The sequence below is a fragment of the Amycolatopsis sp. WAC 04182 genome, from assembly GCF_003947465.1.
Taxonomy (GTDB): Bacteria; Actinomycetota; Actinomycetes; order Mycobacteriales; family Pseudonocardiaceae; genus Amycolatopsis.
The window spans coordinates 353658-370834 of the sequence record NZ_QHJJ01000005.1 but is presented as its reverse complement, the minus strand read 5'-3'; the positions used below and the strand labels follow the sequence as shown (position 1 = coordinate 370834).

The following is a 17177-nucleotide window of genomic DNA, read 5'->3' as shown; positions in this document are numbered from 1 at the left end:
CGGACACGGCATGTACGTCCAGCCGGGTGACCGGTGGGTCGCTAGGCTGTGGCCGTGCCGTTGTATGCCGCGTATGGATCCAATATGGAGCCCTCCCAGATGTTGGAGCGCGCTCCCCACTCGCCCATGGCCGGCACCGGCTGGCTGGAGGGCTGGAGGCTGACCTTCGGGGGCGAAGACCTCGGCTGGGAAGGCGCGCTGGCGACCATCGTCGAAGACCCGGGCTCCCGGGTCTTCGTGGTGCTGTACGACGTCACCCCGCTGGACGAACCCAACCTCGACCGCTGGGAAGGCGGCGAGCTGGGCATTCACTCCAAGATCCGGCTGCGCGTGCAGACCATGGAAGGGTCCGTCCTGGCGTGGCTGTACGTCCTGGACGCCTACGAGGGCGGCCTCCCGTCCGCGCGCTACCTCGGCGTGCTGGCCGATGCGGCCGAGGCCGCCGGCGCCCCCGCCGACTACGTCGACGCCCTCCGCACCCGCCCCTGCCAGGGCATCAGCGGCTGACCCCGCGAGTTACGCCCCCAATCACGCGAGTTACGCCTTCAATCACGCGAGTCGCGCCTCTGATCACGCGAGTCGCGCCGTACGACGCTCGAACGCGCCGTGCAACTCCGCCAGCAACCGTCGTGGATCCCGCAGATCGGCCGCTGTCGCGCGGATCGTGATCCACCCGCGCGCCGCCATCCGGGCGTCCCGCTCCGCGTCATACTCCCGTCTGCCCTCATGTGCGGCATAGCCGTCGTACTCCAGGGCGATACGCAGCTCAGGCCACGCCAGATCGAGCACGTACAGCTTCCGCCCATCGATGGTGGTGACCTCGTACTGGGCGACCGGGACCGGCAGTCCGGCCTCCACGACGATCAAGCGAAGAATGCTCTCCGGCGGCGATTCGGCCTCGCCCGTGGCGAGCGCGAGCAGCATCTGTGCCCTGTGGATACCTCGCCGGTCGCGGCGGTCGAGAATGCGATCCCGGACGTTGGCACGCAGGACTCCCCGGTGGTCCGGCGCGAGGTTGTGCAGTGCCTCTTCGAGCGAGGCGAACGCTGTTCGCTTGTCGCCGTCGCAGAGGTGATCCGCCAGCGCGCGATCCAACGGGAATACCGGAAGCCCGTCCAGTTCGAGCACATCGGCCGGAGGGAATTCCGCCCTGTGCACCACCAGCCCGGACCTCGATCGGACTCGTCTCGAGTAGGGGACGGTCAGGTGGACGACCGTGCTGTCGGCAGCCGAAATCCCATGCAGGGCAAGAGAAGTAGCGCCGGAAAGCACTGCCGGTGGTCCGACCGCGAGCAGTGCCGCCTGTGCCAGGCACGGCAACTCGAGCAGATCCGCCGCGTGGACTACCACGCCTCGCCACGGCTGAGCCAGCACACCACACGCCAGGCCTTCGATGACGGCACGTCGCCCCAAGATCTTGTCGGCCTCGCTACGCAAGACCGCCCCCTGTAGTCCTCCCCAGTTGATCACATCTTCGAGGATCGGCGACCGGATCAGTCTTGGGAAGGGCACGTTTTCCAGGCTGTGGACAACTCGCCCAGGCTGTGGACAACTCAGTGCACGGGTGTTCGGGCCCGATTAGGCCGAACACCCGTGCACAGAGGCGTAACTCGCGTGATTGAAGGCGTAACTCGCGTGATTGAAGGCGTAACTCAGGCCAGGGTGGCCAGTGCGGTGTGGACCAGGGTGCGGACCCCGCACAGGAGCGAGCGCTCGTCGAGGGTGAAGGTCGGGCGGTGGATGTCGGCCATCGGGCCTTCACCGGACCAAACGCCGAGGCGGGCGAAGGCGCCCTGGACGTGTTCCAGGTACCACCCGAAGTCCTCGCCGCCGGACGACTGCTCGGTCCCGGCCACGGCGGTCTCGCCCAACGCGGCTTCGACACCGGCCCGCATCAGCAGGTGCGACTCCGGATCGGAGACGACCGGCGGCACGCCGCGGCGGTAGTCGAGGGAGAACCCGACGCCGGTCGGCGCGAGCAGCGACTCCACCGAAGCCGCGACGAGCGGCTCCAGCATCGTCCAGACCTCGTGGTCCGCGGTGCGGAGCGTGCCGCGCAGCACCCCGTCCTGCGGGACGGCGTTGGCGGCCTGCCCGGCGTGCACCGCGCCCCAGACCAGCACGGTCCCGGAGCGCGGGTCGACCCGCCGCGAAAGGACCGCGGGCAGCGACGTGATCACGGTGCCCAGCGCGTGCACCAGGTCCGCGGTCAGGTGCGGCCGTGAGGTGTGCCCGCCCGGCGAGGTGAGCCGCAGCTCGATGAGGTCGGCGGCCGACGTCAGCGCGCCTTCGCGCAGGCCGACCTTGCCGACCTCGAGCCGCGGGTCGCAGTGCAGCCCGTAGATCCGCTCGACGCCTTCCATCGCGCCCGCGGCGATCATGTCCAGCGCGCCGCCGGGCATGACCTCCTCGGCCGGTTGGAAGATCAGCCGCACACGGCCGGGCAGCTCCGGAGCGCCCGCCAGTGCCCGCGCCGCGCCCAGCAGGATCGCGGTGTGCGCGTCGTGCCCGCACATGTGCGCGGCGCCGTCGGTCTTGGAGGCGTACGGGAGCCCGGTGGCCTCGGTCAGCGGCAGGGCGTCCATGTCGGCGCGCAGCGCGACACAGCGGTCGCCGCTGCCGATGTCGCACACCACGCCGGTGCCCGTGGGGAGCACCCATGGCTTGAGCCCGACCGAGCGGAGCAGGGACATGACCATTTCGGTCGTGGCGAACTCGTGGCGGGAGAGCTCCGGGTGCGCGTGGATGTGACGACGCCACGCGACGACGTCGGTGGCGTTCGCGCGGAGCCAGTCGTCGAGCCAGAAGGGGCCGCGTCCGGCACCGAGGTCATGCACAGGTGCCATGCTGACGCCGGCCTCGGAGATCAGCGCGGTGGACGCCTCTATAGGGGCAACGACGCGACCCTCGGGGTCGCCTGGAATGTCCGGACGTGAATCGAGCACCGTCACGCCGCACCTCCTCCCGCGACACTGTCACCTTCGTCTACCACCGTACGAGTGGTCGCTGAAGGCACGCTGGGTGCCGTTCGATCTGTGATACGCATTTGCGATAGATCGTGCACCATGCAGATGACAAGCCGCTCGTCGAGTGATCGAGGCGGAGACGGCCGGTAGTGGATCTGCGATGAACGGCTGTGAGAGTTCGGCCCGGGCTAAGCGGAGAGTCCTTCTACTTACCGGTAGCGGTTCAGGACTTCTTCTTCTTGGAGCGGGCGCGGCGGCCGAGGACCACCAGACCGAGCAAGATGGCCGCGGCGACGCCCGCGATGATCTTCCTCTTGGTCTCCTGGCTGTTGGCCTTGTCGGTCTCGGCGGGGTCGAGCACCGGCCCCGGGGGCGCCTGCGACGGCACCTCGTGCACCGCCGCTGCCTGCGCGATCACCGGCGCGGGCGCCTGGATCCCCGAGAACGGCGCAGCCTGCGCGACCGGCGCGCAGACGACCAGCCCGGCGGCGACGAGCCCGGCAAGCTGCCCGAGACGAGACCTTTTCGGCATGACTCCCTTTCGACGGCACTCCGTCATCGACAGAGTGCTCCTCCGATTCTGCACTCTGCCGGGTTCCCGCGTCAGCCGCCACGCGGAGGACCGGAGAACGCCTCCAGAATCCGTTGCGCGGCCAGCGTCGGGGTCAGCTCACCGTCCCGGACCGCCCGTTCGACGTCCGGAACGACCGCTCGCACGTCCGGATGCGAGGCGAGCCGCCCGAGAAGCTGTTCCCGGACCATGGACCAGGTCCACTCCACCTGCTGCCGTCGTCGCCGCCCGTCCAGTTCACCCGAAGCGGTCAAAACGTCGCGGTGACGGCCGATTTCGGCCCACACGTCGTCGAGTCCGACGTCGGTGAGCGCGCTGCAGGTCAGCACCGGGGGCGTCCACTCGGCGTCCCGTCCGTAGATCATCCGCAGCGCGCCGGCGAGTTCGCGGGCCGCGCGTTTGGCGTCGCGTTCGTGGTCGCCGTCGGCCTTGTTGACCGCGATCACGTCCGCCAGTTCGAGGACGCCCTTCTTGATGCCCTGCAACTGGTCGCCGGTGCGGGCCAGGGTCAGGAACAGGAAGTGGTCGACCATGTTCGCCACGGTCACCTCGGACTGCCCGACACCGACGGTCTCGACCAGCACGATGTCGTATCCGGCCGCTTCCATCAGCACGATCGTTTCGCGGGTCGCCCGCGCGACGCCGCCGAGCGTGCCCGAAGTCGGCGAAGGCCGGATGAACGCCTTCGGGTCCACCGCGAGGCGGGCCATCCGGGTCTTGTCGCCCAGGATCGAGCCGCCGGTCCGCGTCGACGACGGGTCGACGGCCAGCACGGCGACCTTGTGCCCCGCCTCGGTGAGATCCGTGCCGAGCTGGTCGATGAAGGTCGACTTGCCGACACCGGGAACGCCGGTGATGCCGACGCGCCGCGCACCGCCCGCGTGCGGAAGCAACTCGACCAGCAGTTCCTGCGCCTGCGCCCGGTGGTCGTCCCGGTTGGACTCGACGAGCGTGATCGCCCGTGACAGCAGGCCGCGGTCACCCGCGAGGACACCCTTGGCCAGCGCCCCGACGTCGATCTTGCGCGGCAAGGTTCAGGACTCCTGGGCGGTCAGCTGTCCGATGAGGTCGATCGCCGCTTCGGCGATCACCGTGCCGGGGCCGAAGATCGCCGCCGCGCCCGCCGCGCGCAGCTCTTCGTAGTCCTGCGGCGGGATGACGCCGCCGACCACGACGATGATGTCCTCACGGCCCTGTTCGGCGAGCTCGGCGCGCAGCGCGGGGACCAGCGAAAGATGCCCGGCCGCCAGCGACGAAACGCCGATGACGTGCACGTCCGCCTCGATCGCCTGCCGCGCGACCTCGCCGGGAGTGGAGAACAGCGGGCCGACGTCGACGTCGAAACCGATGTCGGCGAAGCCGGTCGCGATCACCTTCTGGCCGCGGTCGTGGCCGTCCTGGCCCATCTTCGCGACCAGGATCCGGGGACGGCGGCCTTCCTCCTCGGCGAACTTCTCGACCAGTTCGCGCGCCTGCTCGACGTTCTCGGCCTTGCCGACCTCCTCGCGGTACACACCGGAGATGGTACGAATCTGGCCGGAGTGGCGCCCCCAGATCTTCTCCAGCGAGTCGGAGATCTCGCCGACGGTGGCCTTCGCCCGCGCGGCGTCGATGGCCAGCGCGAGCAGGTTGCCGTCGGACTGGGCGCCCGCGGTCAGCCGCCGCAGCGCGTCCTGCGTGGCGTCCTCGTCCCGCTCTTCGCGCAGCCGACGCAGTTTCTCCAGTTGCTGCGCGCGCACACCGGCGTTGTCGACCTTGAGCACGTCGATCTGCTCGTCGTCGGTGACCTGGTACTTGTTCACGCCGATCACGGGCTGGCGGCCGGAGTCGATCCGCGCCTGCGTCCGCGCCGCGGCCTCCTCGATGCGCAGCTTCGGGATCCCGGCGTCGATCGCCTTCGCCATCCCGCCCGCCTGCTCGACCTCGGTGATGTGGCCCCACGCCTTGCGCGCGAGGTCGTAGGTCAGCTTCTCGACGAACGCGCTGCCGCCCCACGGGTCGATGACGCGCGTGGTGCCGGATTCCTGTTGCAGCAGCAGCTGCGTGTTCCGCGCGATGCGCGCGGAGAAGTCGGTCGGCAGCGCCAGCGCCTCGTCGAGGGCGTTGGTGTGCAAGGACTGCGTGTGCCCCTGGGTCGCCGCCATCGCCTCGACACAGGTGCGGACGACGTTGTTGTAGACGTCCTGCGCGGTCAGCGACCAGCCGGAGGTCTGCGAGTGGGTCCGCAGGCTCAAGGACTTGGAACTCTTGGGGTCGAAGCCCTTCACCAGCTTCGCCCACAGGAGGCGCGCCGCGCGGAGCTTCGCGACCTCCATGAAGAAGTTCATCCCGATCGCCCAGAAGAAGGACAGGCGCGGCGCGAACTTGTCGACGTCCAGCCCGGCTTCGACCCCGGCGCGGATGTACTCGACGCCGTCCGCGAGCGTGTACGCCAGCTCCAGGTCGGCGGTCGCCCCGGCTTCCTGCATGTGGTAGCCGGAGATGGAGATCGAGTTGTACTTCGGCATGTTCCGCGAGGTGAACGAGAAGATGTCCGAGATGATCCGCATCGACGGCTGCGGCGGGTAGATGTAGGTGTTGCGGACCATGAACTCCTTGAGGATGTCGTTCTGGATGGTCCCGGCCAGTTTGTCCGGCGTGACCCCCTGTTCCTCGGCCGCGACGACGTACAGCGCGAGCACCGGCAGGACGGCGCCGTTCATGGTCATCGAAACGCTCATCTTGTCGAGCGGGATGCCGTCGAAGAGCTGGCGCATGTCGTAGATCGAGTCGATCGCGACGCCCGCCATGCCGACGTCACCGGCGACGCGCGGGTGGTCGGAGTCGTAACCGCGGTGCGTCGCGAGGTCGAAGGCGACCGAAAGGCCCTTCTGCCCGGCGGCGAGGTTGCGGCGGTAGAAGGCGTTCGACTCCTCGGCGGTGGAGAAACCCGCGTACTGGCGGATGGTCCACGGCTGGTTGACGTACATCGTCGGGTACGGGCCGCGCAGATACGGCGCGATACCCGGATACGTGCCGAGGAAGTCCACTCCGGACAGATCGCCGGCGGTGTAGACCGGCTTGACGCCGATGCCTTCCGGCGTCTCCCAGGCGAGCGCGTCGGGCCCCTTGCCGGTGGCGGCGTGCAGTGCGTCGGTCCACTGAGGACGGTCGCCTGGCTCGGGGCTGCCGAGCTCGATTCCGGCGAAGTTCGGGATGGTCATCACTGCACTCCGAGCTCGTTCAACGTGCCGGTCAGGATTTCCAGGGCGTCACAGCCCGTGTAGAGGTAGCCCGTGACGTCCGGGTGGTCGCCGGGTTTTCCGGCGAGCAGCACCGACGTGGCACCGGCTTCCTTCAGTGCCTTCGCGACGCTGTCGGCTTCCTCCGCGTAGGAAGTGTTGCTTCCGCAGAGGCAGGCGATCTTCGTTCCGCTGGCCCGGAATTCCGCGATGACGTCCTCTGGCGCGCCGGGGTTCACGGCCTCGATCCCGCCCGCTTGGAACAGGTTCGCCGCGAAGCTCGCCCGTGCGGTGTGCGCCGCGACCGGGCCGATCGTGGCGAGGAAGACGCGGGGACGGCTCGGATGCGCGTCCGCCCGGTCCCGCAGGGCCTCGAACGCTTCGGCGTACCGGTGCCGGGGCAGGCCGCCGCCCGGCAGGTCTTCGACGGCGTCGCGGACGACGGTTTTCTCGGTCAGGTTGGGGAATTCGCTGACGCCGGTGATCGGATCCCGCCGGGTCGCGAGCCGCTTCGACCGCTTTTCCCACGTTTCGGCGAGCCGCGCGGCGAGCGCACCGGAAGCCAGTTCGGCCTCGATCCCGCCCGCCGCTTCGATGGCGGTGAACTCGCGCCACGCGGCCTTGGCCAGGTCTTCGGTGAGGTTTTCGACGTACCAGGAGCCGCCGGCCGGGTCGATGACACCGGCCAGTTTGGACTCCTCCAGCAGCACGGCGTGCGTGTTGCGCGCGATCCGCGCGGAGAACGCGTCCGGCTGGCCGATCGCGGCGTCGAACGGGAGCACGGTGATCGCGTCCGCGCCGCCGACCCCGGCACCGAAACAGGCGAGCGTGGTCCGCAGCATGTTCACCCACGGGTCACGCTGGGTCAGCATCGCGGGCGAGGTGACCGCGTGCTGCCGCATGCCGGAAGCCTTGCCGCCGGACACTTCGGTGACCCGGGCCCACAAGCGCCGCGCGGCGCGGAACTTGGCGATCGTGAGGAACTGGTCGGCCGTGGCGGCGAGCCGGAATTCGAGCTGCCCGGCCGCGGTGTCGACGTCCAGCCCCGCTTCGGTGAGCGCCCGCAGGTAGGCGACACCCGCGGCGATGGCCGCGCCGAGTTCCTGCGCGTCCGAGCCGCCCGCCTCGTGGAACGGCAGGCCGTCGGCGACGATCGTCCGCACCTTCGGGTGACTGACGGCGACCCGCGCCGCCAAGTCCGCGGCGGGGGCGAGCGGCCGCGCCGTACCGGTGCGCGCGGCCGACCCGATCGGGTCGGCGCCGAGGGTCGCGGTGACCGCGCTCGCCGGGATCTCGCGTTCGGCGAAAAGGGCGAACAACTCGTTCGCGGCGGCCTCGTACTCGTCGCCCGCGTCGAGGGTGACGGGCGCGAGGTCGACGTAGACCTCGTTCAGCGCGTCGCCCAGCTCGGCGACGGGGACGCCGTGCGCGCCGGCGCGCAGCCAGATGGAGCTGACGCCGCCTTCGAGGTCGGCGAGGATCGCGGCGTTCGTGGCCTTCGCGTCACGGCGCGCGTACCGGGCACGGACGTCCCAGCCGGTCGTCACCGCGCCCTCGGGCCGGGCGCTTCTCACGAACGGCGGAAGACCGGGGAAACCTGTCCCCTCGACGGCGTCTTCGGCGGTGTAGAGCGGCTGGATCTCCAGGCCGTCGTACGTCCGGGTGACGAGCTTGCTTTCGGGCAGGCCGTCGAAGGATTCGTCGAGGGCGCCGCTCTTGCGCAGCACGCCGGCCACGAGCTCCCGCCACTGCTCCCGGCTCGCTTCCGGGAACTCCGCCGCGAGCTTCAGCTCCTCGGGCGAGTCAGGGGTCGGCACTGACTCCGTCTCGGCCACTTCCGTCATAACCATCGATGCTAACGGCCCTCAAGTGGCGTTACCTGTGACGCTAGTCGCGCCGAAGGGGTGGCCTGTTCACTCCGACAGGGCACGGCGCATGGGTCCCTCACACGGGCATACGCCACAATTGGGCCGTGCCGTCCGACACCCCCGAGCCCAGCGAGAGTCCCGGCGACGAGAAGCGTGTGGTCGCCGGGCGATATCGGTTGCGCTCGGTCATCGGATCAGGGTCGATGGGCACGGTCTGGTCGGCCTACGACGAGTTCCTGCACCGTCCCGTCGCGGTCAAAGAGGTCCGCCTCCCGCCCGGCGTGCCGGCGTCGCAGGCCGACGAACTGCGCGAGCGGACCCTGCGCGAAGCCCGCGCGATCGCCGTCCTGAGTCACCCGAACGTGATCATCCTGCACGACGTCGCGCGCGAGAACGACGAGCCGTTCGTGGTCATGGAGCTGCTGCCGTCGCGCAGCCTCGCGCATATCCTGCGCGACCACGGGGCGCTGACGGTCGAGCAGGCGGCGGCGGTCGGCATCGCGGTGGCGTCCGCGCTCGAAGCCGCGCACGCCGCCGGCATCACCCACCGTGACGTCAAACCGGGCAACGTCCTCGTCGCGGGTGACGGCCGCATCAAGCTCACCGACTTCGGCATCGCGCGCAACGTCTCCGAAGCCACCATGACCCGGACCGGGATGATGCTGGGCTCGCCCGCCTACATCGCGCCCGAGGTCGCGTCCGGCGGCGCCGTCGTCCCCGCCGCCGATCTCTGGGGTCTCGGCGCGACGCTGTTCGCCGCCATCGAGGGTTCGCCGCCCTACGACGCCGACGGCGACCCGCTCGAAACGGTCGGCAAGGTCGTCAACGGGAAGGTGCCGAAGCCCGGCCCCGGTCCGCTGGCCGACGTGATCGGCGCGCTCATGAAGAAGGAGCCGTCGAAGCGGATCACCCTGCGCGAGGTGCGGCGGCGGCTGTACCCGTTGCAGGCCAAGACACTCATCGACCTCTTCCCCGCCGAGCTGTTCCACACGCCCGACGGCAAGAAGACCACCGCGCATCTCGATGCGACCGACACCCAGGTGCTCAAGCCGGTCGCGCCCGAAAAGCCGGGCGAGGGCACGAGTTCCGAACTCGCCGCCGACCCCGGACCACTGCCGTTCCTGAACCAGCCCGCGCCGGCGCCTCCCGCCGAACCACCGCCGATGCCGACCGTCACCCCGCCGCCGCCCCGCGCACCGGGCCGGTCCACGGTGGGCACGGTGGTGCTGGCGCTCGCGTCGGTCGTCCTCTTCCTGCTGGCCGCGGGCGGCGGATTCGTGCTGGCCAGGGCCGTCGGCGGGCAGGACCTGCGGCCACCGGAGAAGCTGCAGCAGGGCGACACGGTCATCACCCAGCCGCCGCCGAAACTGATCACGCAGCAGGGTGACGCCAGCACGGTGAACGGCCTCAAGGGCGGCCGGTTCAGCCTCGGCGTCCCGGAAGGCTGGCAGAAGTTCGTCGCGCCGCATGTCACCAAGGGCGTGCCGAGCACCGTGGTCCAGTACGTCTCGCCCGACGGCCGCCAGGTCATCCGGATCGAGCGGCTGAGCGGTTTCCTGTCGAGCAGCCCGCCGCCCGCCTACTTCAGCTGGTTGAAGAGCCAGCACCCGGAGATGTCCCCCATCGGCGAGCCGACCACCGTGCCCGGCCGGGGCGACAACAGCCAGCGGTACACCTACCGGACGACCGAGCGCGCCGCCGGCAGCCGGGACGCCGTGAACGAGAGCATCACCCGCACGACGTACATGGACCTGTTCAGCGGCGGCACGGACCTCTGGATCCTCTCGGTGACGTCGCCGATCGAGCAGGAGAACTCCGCGAAGACCGCGATCTTCGAGCCCGTGGCGCTTTCCCTCATCGTCGACGGCTGAAGGACGCTTTCCTCGCATGCGATGTGAGGAAAGCGCCCTTCACCGCGTGAGATGCGGGGAAAGCGTCCTTCAGCCCTCCCGAGCGAAGTAGGCCTTCGAGGCACGTTGCTGCGCCAACCTCCGCAACACCGAGAGCAGCCTGTCCCCGAGCACCGTTTCCACGACGGCGATCTCGATGATCTTCTCCAGCGACTCGATCCCGGCGATCCCTTCGAGGTCCAGATCGGCGATCCGGTCGGCGATCTCGGCGTAGGCGTCGAGTTTGTCGAGATACCAGTCGTGCCCGACCTCGCGGATCGCGCACAGGACGCCGACCAGGGCCTGGATGACCAGGTCGTCGTCGGATTTGCAGGGCCAGCCGCGGCGTTCGGCGAGGTCACGGACCGTGGCGAGCGCCCATTCCCTGGCTTCGTCGTCGACGACCTGCCGGGAGGCGGTGATGCCCTGCTGGGCGATGCCGAGGACGTGGTGGGGGCTGGCTTCCCCGGCGTCGACCGCGGCGAGCACCTCGCCGACGGTCCCGAGCGAAAGGCCGCCGACCTCCATCAATGCCCTGATCAGCTTGATCCGCTGGACGTGCCCGTCGTCGTACCTCGCCTGGTTGGGGCTGGTCCGCTCACCCGGCGGGAGCAGCCCCTCCCGCAGGTAGTACTTGATCGTGGCGACCGGAAGCCCGGCTTTTTCGCTCAGTTCGGCCATCCGCACGCGTGCGTTCTCCGATCTCGGGGACGGTTCCAGGGGCATCCCTGAAGACTTCTCAGGATGGATAGTTTAACTTCCCATAACGGAGAGCTTCACTATCCGTTCTGGGAGGATTCATGACCATCTTGACCGATCTCCGCGAGAGAACCCGCACCTGGCACCGGGGTTCGTACCGGCTCGCCCAAGCCTTCGCCGTCATCACCGTGCTGTGCGTGCTGGCGCTGCTGATCGACCAGCGGACGCTGAGCGGCGCGCCGATCTGGGCGAAACCGTTCAAGTTCGCCGTCTCCGCCGTGCTGTACTTCTTCACCTGGAGCTGGCTCGTCTCGCTGCTGCCCAAGTTCCGGCGGACCGCGAACTGGCTGGTGAACGCGCTCGTCGTGATCTTCACGGCCGAGTACGTGCTGATGATCTTCCAGGCCGCCCGCGTCCGCGCGAGCCACTTCAACAACGAGACCCCGCTGGACATCACGATCTTCCAGATCATGGGCCGGATGATCGCCGTGCTCTGGGCGGTCAACCTCGTCCTGACGATCGCCGTGATGTTCACCCGGCTCCCCGACCGCCCGACCGCGTGGGCGGCCCGGATCGGCGCGCTCCTCGGCATGATCGGGATCTCGCTGGCGACACTGATGGGCCCCCCGACCCCGGACCAGCAGGCCGCGCTCGACGCGACCGGCCAGTCCGCGATGCTCGGCGCGCATACCGTCGGGCTCCCCGACGGCGGCCCCGGCCTGCCGATCCTCGGCTGGAGCACGGTCGGCGGCGACCTGCGGATCCCGCATTTCCTCGGGCTGCACGGACTCCAGGCGCTTCCGCTGCTCGCGCTCGTCCTCGGCGTCCTGGCGGCGCGCTACCCGCGGCTTCGCGACGACGTCCTCAGGCTGCGGCTCGTGGTGATCGCCGGCGTCGGCTACGCGGGCCTTCTCGCCTTGCTCACCTGGCAGGCGCTGCGCGGCCAGTCGATCGTCGCGCCCGATGGCCAGACCCTCACCGCCTTCGCCCTCCTGATCGCGGGCGTCGCCTTTAGCGGGCTAATCGCGATCGGGCGGCCGTCGAGGGACCGGGAGCTGGAGGGCTCCGTCCGATGAGCGTCGAGACGCTGTTCACCTGGACCTTCCCGCTGGCGACGCCGTTCTGGCTGCTGATGATCTTCCTGCCGGGCTGGTCGTGGACCCGCCGGATCATGTCCTCGCCCTGGACGCCGCTGCTCCCGCTGATCCCGTACTTCGTGCTCGCCATCGCGCATCTCGGCGAGCTCTGGACGGCGGTCAGCAGGCCGGACCTCGACGTGCTCGCCGCGTTCACCGGCACGCCGTACGGGGCGGCCACGATCTGGGCCCATCTGATCGCCTTCGACCTGTTCATCGCCCGCTGGATGTACCTCGAATCCCGCGAGCACCGGATCCACCCGCTGGTGACCGGCCCGATCCTGGCGCTCACGATCTTCCTGTCCCCGTTCGGGCTGGTGGCGTTCCTGCTCGTGAGAACCGTCCGGATACGCTCGTCGCATGAGTGAGAACGAGGTCGCGGCGGCCGCCGCCATCGCCGAACGCACCGGCGTCGAGAAGCACGACATCGCCGTCGTGCTCGGTTCGGGCTGGCGCCCGGCGGCGGACGTCATCGGGGAGCCCGAGGCGGAGATCCCGCTGGGCGAGCTGCCCGGATTCGTCGCGCCGGGCGCGGTCGGGCACGGGGGAACCGTCCGGTCGGTCCGCGTCGGCGAGAAGCGCGCGCTGATCCTGCTGGGCCGCACGCATTTCTACGAGGGCAAGGGAATCGACCCGGTCGTCCACAACGTGCGCACCGCCGCGGCGGCGGGCGCCAGGACGGTGCTGCTGACCAACGCCGCGGGCGGCCTGCGCGAGGGCTTCCGCGTCGGGCAGCCGGTGCTGATCTCCGACCACCTGAACCTGACCGCGCGCTCGCCGATCGTCGGCGCGAACTTCGTCGACCTGACGGACCTGTACGCGAAGCGGCTGCGCGACATCGCCCGCGAAATCGACCCTTCGCTGGAAGAAGGTGTCTACGCGGGACTGACCGGGCCGCATTTCGAGACGCCGGCGGAGATCCACATGCTGCGGACGCTCGGCGCCGACCTCGTCGGCATGTCGACGGTGCTGGAGGCCATCGCCGCCCGCGCCGCCGGGGTCGAGGTGTTCGGGCTTTCGCTGGTGACCAACCTGGCGGCCGGGATGACCGGGGAACCGCTGAACCACGAAGAGGTCCTCGAGGCGGGCCGCCAGTCCGCCACCCGCATGGGCACCCTGCTCAAGGAACTCGTCGCCCGCGCCTGACAAGTGTCATGAAAGGGTCGTTCAGGACATCTTTCGTCCTGAACGACCCTTTCATGACATCCGGGGCACTTCTCAGCCGGCGAACTCGGGAAGCCGCTGAGCGACCTCCGCGGGCGACGGCATCGCGGCGACCTCGTCGGCGAGTTTCCGCGCCGCGCCGAGCACCGTTTCGTCCGTGAGCAGCTTTCGCGCCTGCTCGGAGATGGCGTCCTCGACGACGTCGGCGCCGATCAGCCGCATACCGACACCAGCCGCGATCACGGCTTCGGCGTTGGTGAACTGATCCGCCCCCTGCGGCAGCACCAGTTGCGGCAGCCCGGCGCCGAAGGCCCCGAGCGTCGTCCCGCTGCCGCCGTGGTGGACCACGAGGTCGACGTGCGGCAGGAGATCGACCTGCGGCACCCAGGCCTCGACGCGGACATTGCCGGGGACGTCGCCCAGCGCTGCCGGCTCCACCGTTGGGCCCGCCGCCACGATGACGTCCGCGTCGAGCCGCGCCAGACCGCCGATGGCCCGCTTCAACACGTTTTCGTTGCCGAAAGCCGTCCCGAGGGTGAGGTAGATCAGCGGACGGCTCTTGTCCCGGCCGACCACGCCCACCGGGAGGTCACCCGGCTCGGCCCACCCGACGGGACGCAACGGGATCCTGTTCGCTTCGGCCAGGAACTCGGGCGCCTGCACCGATTCCGGGCAGATGTCGACGACCGGGTCGCCGAAGGAAGGCAGGTTCACACCGTCGAGACCGACCTCCGCGGCGAATTCCGCGATGCGGCCGAAAATGACGTCCATGACGTCGTCCGGCGAGAACCGGCCGAAGCCGTGCCCGATCGCGGGGATGCCCGCGAGGTGGGCGGCGATGGCGCCCCCGGCGTTGCCGCTTTCGTAGACCACGAGATCCGGCCGGTGCCGTTCCAGCAACGGCGTGAGATCGGCGACGAACCGCCGAGGCATCACCTTTCCGAACACTTCGCCGATAATGGGATGAAACGACTCGGGCGGAGCATCGGAGGCGTTGGGTTTGGGGGCGTCGGGCCCGGCGACCGACTCGAACGCCTCCCGCATGCCGAATCCGGCGCTTTCCGTTGCCAGCCCGGCCTTTTCGACCACCGGGAGCATGTCGTCACCCGTGGCGAACAGGACTTCGTGCCCGGCGTCGCGAGCGGCGACGGCGAGCGGTAGTAGGGGATAGAGATGACCATGACTCACCAGAGAAGTGAAGATCAATCGCACCCTCCCCAACGTACCCGTAGGCTGACTCGGTGACGACTTCCTTGACCTCGGAGCTGCGGGATCGGGCGTTCCGCTGGATCGCCGACGACCCGGACGACGATTCCCGCGTCGAGCTGCAGAACATCCTCGCGCGCGCGATGGGCGGCGAAGCGGGCGCGGCGGACGAACTCGCGGACCGGATGGCGGGCCCGCTCGAATTCGGCACCGCCGGGTTGCGCGGCCCGGTGCGCGCGGGCCCCAACGGGATGAACGTCGCGGTCGTGACCCGGACCACGGCCGGGGTCGCGGCCTGGCTGACCGCGCAAGGACATGCGGGTGGCGTCGTGGTGGTCGGCCGCGACGCGCGGCATGGTTCGGAAGCCTTCGCCGAAGCCGCCGCGGAGGTGCTGACGGCCGCCGGGTTCGCGGTGAAGACGCTGCCCGGCCCGCTGCCCACCCCGGTGCTCGCGTTCGCGGTGCTGAAACTCGGCGCGGTCGCGGGCATCCAGATCACCGCGTCGCACAATCCCCCCGCCGACAACGGCTACAAGCTTTACGACGCGTCGGGCGGCCAGATCGTCCCGCCTTCGGACGGTCAGATCGAACGGGCCATCGAAGCCGCTCCCCCGGCGATCAGCGTGCCGCGCGAGCCGGGCGCCGAGGTGCTGGGCGGCGAACTCCTGGACGCGTACCTCGCGAAGGTCGCCTTTCTGCCGCATGGCCCGGAGCGCGAGGTCAAGGTCGCCGCGACGGCGTTGCACGGCGTCGGCGCGGACACCCTGCGCGCCGCGTTCGAGCGCGCCGGTTTCGGCGATCTCCACCTGGTGGCCGAGCAGGCCACGCCCGATCCCGACTTCCCGACGGTCGCCTTCCCGAATCCGGAAGAACCGGGCGCGACGGACCTTTTGCTGACGCTGGCGTCCGGAGTGGACGCGGATCTGGCCATCGCGCTCGATCCCGACGCCGACCGCTGCGCGCTGGGCGTGCGCGAGCGGGACGGTTCGTGGCGGATGCTGCGCGGCGACGAAACCGGCGTACTCCTCGGCTGGCACGTCCTGTCCACTGTGGACACCGCTGATCCGCTCGTGGCCACGACGATCGTTTCGTCGTCGATGCTCGGCGAAATCGCGAAGGAATTCGGGGCGCGTTACGCGGAGACACTGACCGGCTTCAAATGGCTGGTCCGCGCGGGCGAAGGGCTCGTCTTCGCCTACGAAGAGGCCCTCGGCCTCTGCGTGAACCCCGGTTTCGTACGCGACAAGGACGGCATCGCCGCCGGCGTGCTCGCCGCGGCGTTGACCGCTTCCCTGCGGGCAGCGGGCCGCGGGCCGTTGGACGTCCTCGACGAGCTGTCCGTGAAGCACGGGGTGCACGTGACGGATCAGGTCTCGTTGCGGGTCACCGACCTGTCGGTGCGGGAGCGGCTGATGGCGGGCCTGCGCGCCACGCCCCCGGCGTCGCTGGGCGGCACCGACGTCACGATGGAGGATCTCCTGCCCGACGCCGATGTCCTCCGCCTGACCGGCGAGGGCCTGCGCGTCGTCATCAGGCCGTCCGGGACCGAGCCGAAACTGAAGGCGTACCTTCAGGTCAAGGAGCCGGTGACCGGCGACCTCGCCGAGGCACGCGCCGCCGCCGGCGCCCGGCTGTCCGCGCTGCGAACCGACATCGAGTCCCGGCTGGTGTGAAATGCCGAAGCTGCTGATCGTCCACCACACGCCGTCGCCGTCGACGCAGGCGATGTTCGAGGCCGTGCTTTCCGGCGCGAACCATCCGGACATCGAGGGCGTCGACGTCGTGCGCCGCGCGGCGCTGGGCGCGACCGTGCCCGACGTCCTGGACGCCGACGGCTACCTGCTCGGCACCCCGGCGAATCTGGGGTACATGTCGGGCGCGCTGAAGCATTTCTTCGACACCGTCTACTACCCGTGCCTGGATGCCACGCGGGGCCGGCCGTTCGGATTCTTCGTGCACGGCAACAACGACACCGCCGGCACCGTGCGCGGGATCGAGAGCATCACCACGGGACTCGGCTGGGAGAGCGCGGCCTCTCCGGTACTCGTCACCGGAGAACCGGGCAAAGCGGATTTGGAAGCCTGTTTCGAACTGGGCGGCACCCTGGCCGCCACCCTGATGCCCTGACCCCTTGGCGCAATTCGTAGGACTGAATGCGGGGAAAAAGTAAGAGGCCTGTCACCGGAAGCCCTGGGGGTCGACCTCCGGCAACAGGCCGAGACCAAGGGTTCGCCGTGACGGCGATCAACCTTGGCTGCCTCAGCGTACTACATCCGGCACGATCTTGTGCACCCACCGGGAAAAACGGCTCTCACTCCGGCGTCCGTACACCCCCAGGGCACGGATTCCGGAGTGAGAGACCGGACACGGCACGAAACCGCTTGACAACTGTAAACCACTGCATACATAGGCTGTCAACAGCTGCGGACAGGCTGTATCGCGTTACACTCCCACTAC

Annotated in this window: 15 protein-coding genes; 7 read left to right on the top strand and 8 right to left on the bottom strand. The window is 69.6% G+C overall.

The window, feature by feature from the left end:
• The first annotated feature begins 54 nt into the window (after positions 1 to 54).
• Positions 55 to 507: a gamma-glutamylcyclotransferase gene (locus tag DMH01_RS27740; protein WP_199745647.1), complete on the top strand. Its 453-nt coding sequence runs from the start codon at positions 55 to 57 to the stop codon at positions 505 to 507.
• A 63-nt stretch (positions 508 to 570) separates the two neighbouring features.
• Here the strand turns inward: DMH01_RS27740 and DMH01_RS27735 are convergent, their stop codons facing one another.
• The 6 genes from DMH01_RS27735 to DMH01_RS27710 form a co-directional block, all read right to left on the bottom strand.
• A complete protein-coding gene (locus tag DMH01_RS27735) occupies positions 571 to 1413 on the bottom strand; it encodes a DUF559 domain-containing protein (protein WP_125680422.1) in 843 nt (280 codons plus the stop codon).
• Between the two features lie 239 nt (positions 1414 to 1652).
• On the bottom strand, positions 1653 to 2951 hold the full coding sequence (locus DMH01_RS27730) for an amidohydrolase (protein ID WP_125680135.1): 1299 nt from the start codon (positions 2949 to 2951) through the stop codon (positions 1653 to 1655).
• A 238-nt stretch (positions 2952 to 3189) separates the two neighbouring features.
• The gene (locus tag DMH01_RS27725; protein ID WP_125680134.1) at positions 3190 to 3498 is read right to left on the bottom strand and encodes a hypothetical protein; all 309 of its coding nucleotides are present in this window, start codon (positions 3496 to 3498) and stop codon (positions 3190 to 3192) included.
• A gap of 71 nt (positions 3499 to 3569) precedes the next feature.
• Complete coding sequence (meaB, locus tag DMH01_RS27720) at positions 3570 to 4568, bottom strand: methylmalonyl Co-A mutase-associated GTPase MeaB (protein WP_125680133.1); 999 nt, start codon at positions 4566 to 4568, stop codon at positions 3570 to 3572.
• 3 nt (positions 4569 to 4571) lie between these two features.
• Positions 4572 to 6740, bottom strand: a complete 2169-nt coding sequence (gene scpA / locus DMH01_RS27715) for a methylmalonyl-CoA mutase (RefSeq protein WP_125680132.1) — start codon at positions 6738 to 6740, stop codon at positions 4572 to 4574.
• Positions 6740 to 8602 (bottom strand): methylmalonyl-CoA mutase family protein, encoded by a 1863-nt coding sequence (locus tag DMH01_RS27710; RefSeq protein WP_125680131.1) that lies wholly within the window; start codon positions 8600 to 8602, stop codon positions 6740 to 6742. The genes scpA and DMH01_RS27710 overlap by 1 nt, the downstream gene beginning before the upstream one ends.
• A 128-nt stretch (positions 8603 to 8730) precedes the next feature.
• Here DMH01_RS27710 and DMH01_RS27705 point away from each other — a divergent pair, with 128 nt between their 5' ends.
• A complete protein-coding gene (locus DMH01_RS27705) occupies positions 8731 to 10497 on the top strand; it encodes a serine/threonine-protein kinase (RefSeq protein ID WP_125680130.1) in 1767 nt (588 codons plus the stop codon).
• A 69-nt stretch (positions 10498 to 10566) separates the two neighbouring features.
• Here DMH01_RS27705 and DMH01_RS27700 read toward each other — a convergent pair whose 3' ends face one another.
• Positions 10567 to 11241: a MerR family transcriptional regulator gene (locus DMH01_RS27700; RefSeq protein ID WP_233621692.1), complete on the bottom strand. Its 675-nt coding sequence runs from the start codon at positions 11239 to 11241 to the stop codon at positions 10567 to 10569.
• Positions 11242 to 11315: 74 nt separating this feature from the next.
• On the opposite strand from DMH01_RS27700, the gene DMH01_RS27695 reads away from it, so the two are divergent.
• The 3 genes from DMH01_RS27695 to DMH01_RS27685 are packed head-to-tail and all read left to right on the top strand — an operon-like array spanning position 11316 to position 13496.
• Complete coding sequence (locus DMH01_RS27695; protein WP_125680129.1) at positions 11316 to 12290, top strand: hypothetical protein; 975 nt, start codon at positions 11316 to 11318, stop codon at positions 12288 to 12290.
• A complete protein-coding gene (locus DMH01_RS27690; protein WP_125680128.1) occupies positions 12287 to 12718 on the top strand; it encodes an ABA4-like family protein in 432 nt (143 codons plus the stop codon). The genes DMH01_RS27695 and DMH01_RS27690 overlap by 4 nt, the downstream gene beginning before the upstream one ends.
• Positions 12711 to 13496 carry a purine-nucleoside phosphorylase gene (locus tag DMH01_RS27685; protein WP_034304710.1) on the top strand — a complete coding sequence of 262 codons (786 nt, stop codon included), beginning with the start codon at positions 12711 to 12713 and terminating at the stop codon, positions 13494 to 13496. Before DMH01_RS27690 ends, DMH01_RS27685 begins: the two co-directional genes overlap by 8 nt.
• Positions 13497 to 13568: 72 nt before the next feature.
• Here DMH01_RS27685 and DMH01_RS27680 read toward each other — a convergent pair whose 3' ends face one another.
• Positions 13569 to 14726 (bottom strand): glycosyltransferase, encoded by a 1158-nt coding sequence (locus DMH01_RS27680; RefSeq protein ID WP_125680127.1) that lies wholly within the window; start codon positions 14724 to 14726, stop codon positions 13569 to 13571.
• Positions 14727 to 14755: 29 nt separating this feature from the next.
• Here DMH01_RS27680 and DMH01_RS27675 point away from each other — a divergent pair, with 29 nt between their 5' ends.
• Positions 14756 to 16393: a phospho-sugar mutase gene (locus tag DMH01_RS27675; RefSeq protein ID WP_199745646.1), complete on the top strand. Its 1638-nt coding sequence runs from the start codon at positions 14756 to 14758 to the stop codon at positions 16391 to 16393.
• A gap of 1 nt (position 16394) precedes the next feature.
• Positions 16395 to 16847 carry a flavodoxin family protein gene (locus DMH01_RS27670; protein WP_125680126.1) on the top strand — a complete coding sequence of 151 codons (453 nt, stop codon included), beginning with the start codon at positions 16395 to 16397 and terminating at the stop codon, positions 16845 to 16847.
• Positions 16848 to 17177: the final 330 nt, after the last annotated feature.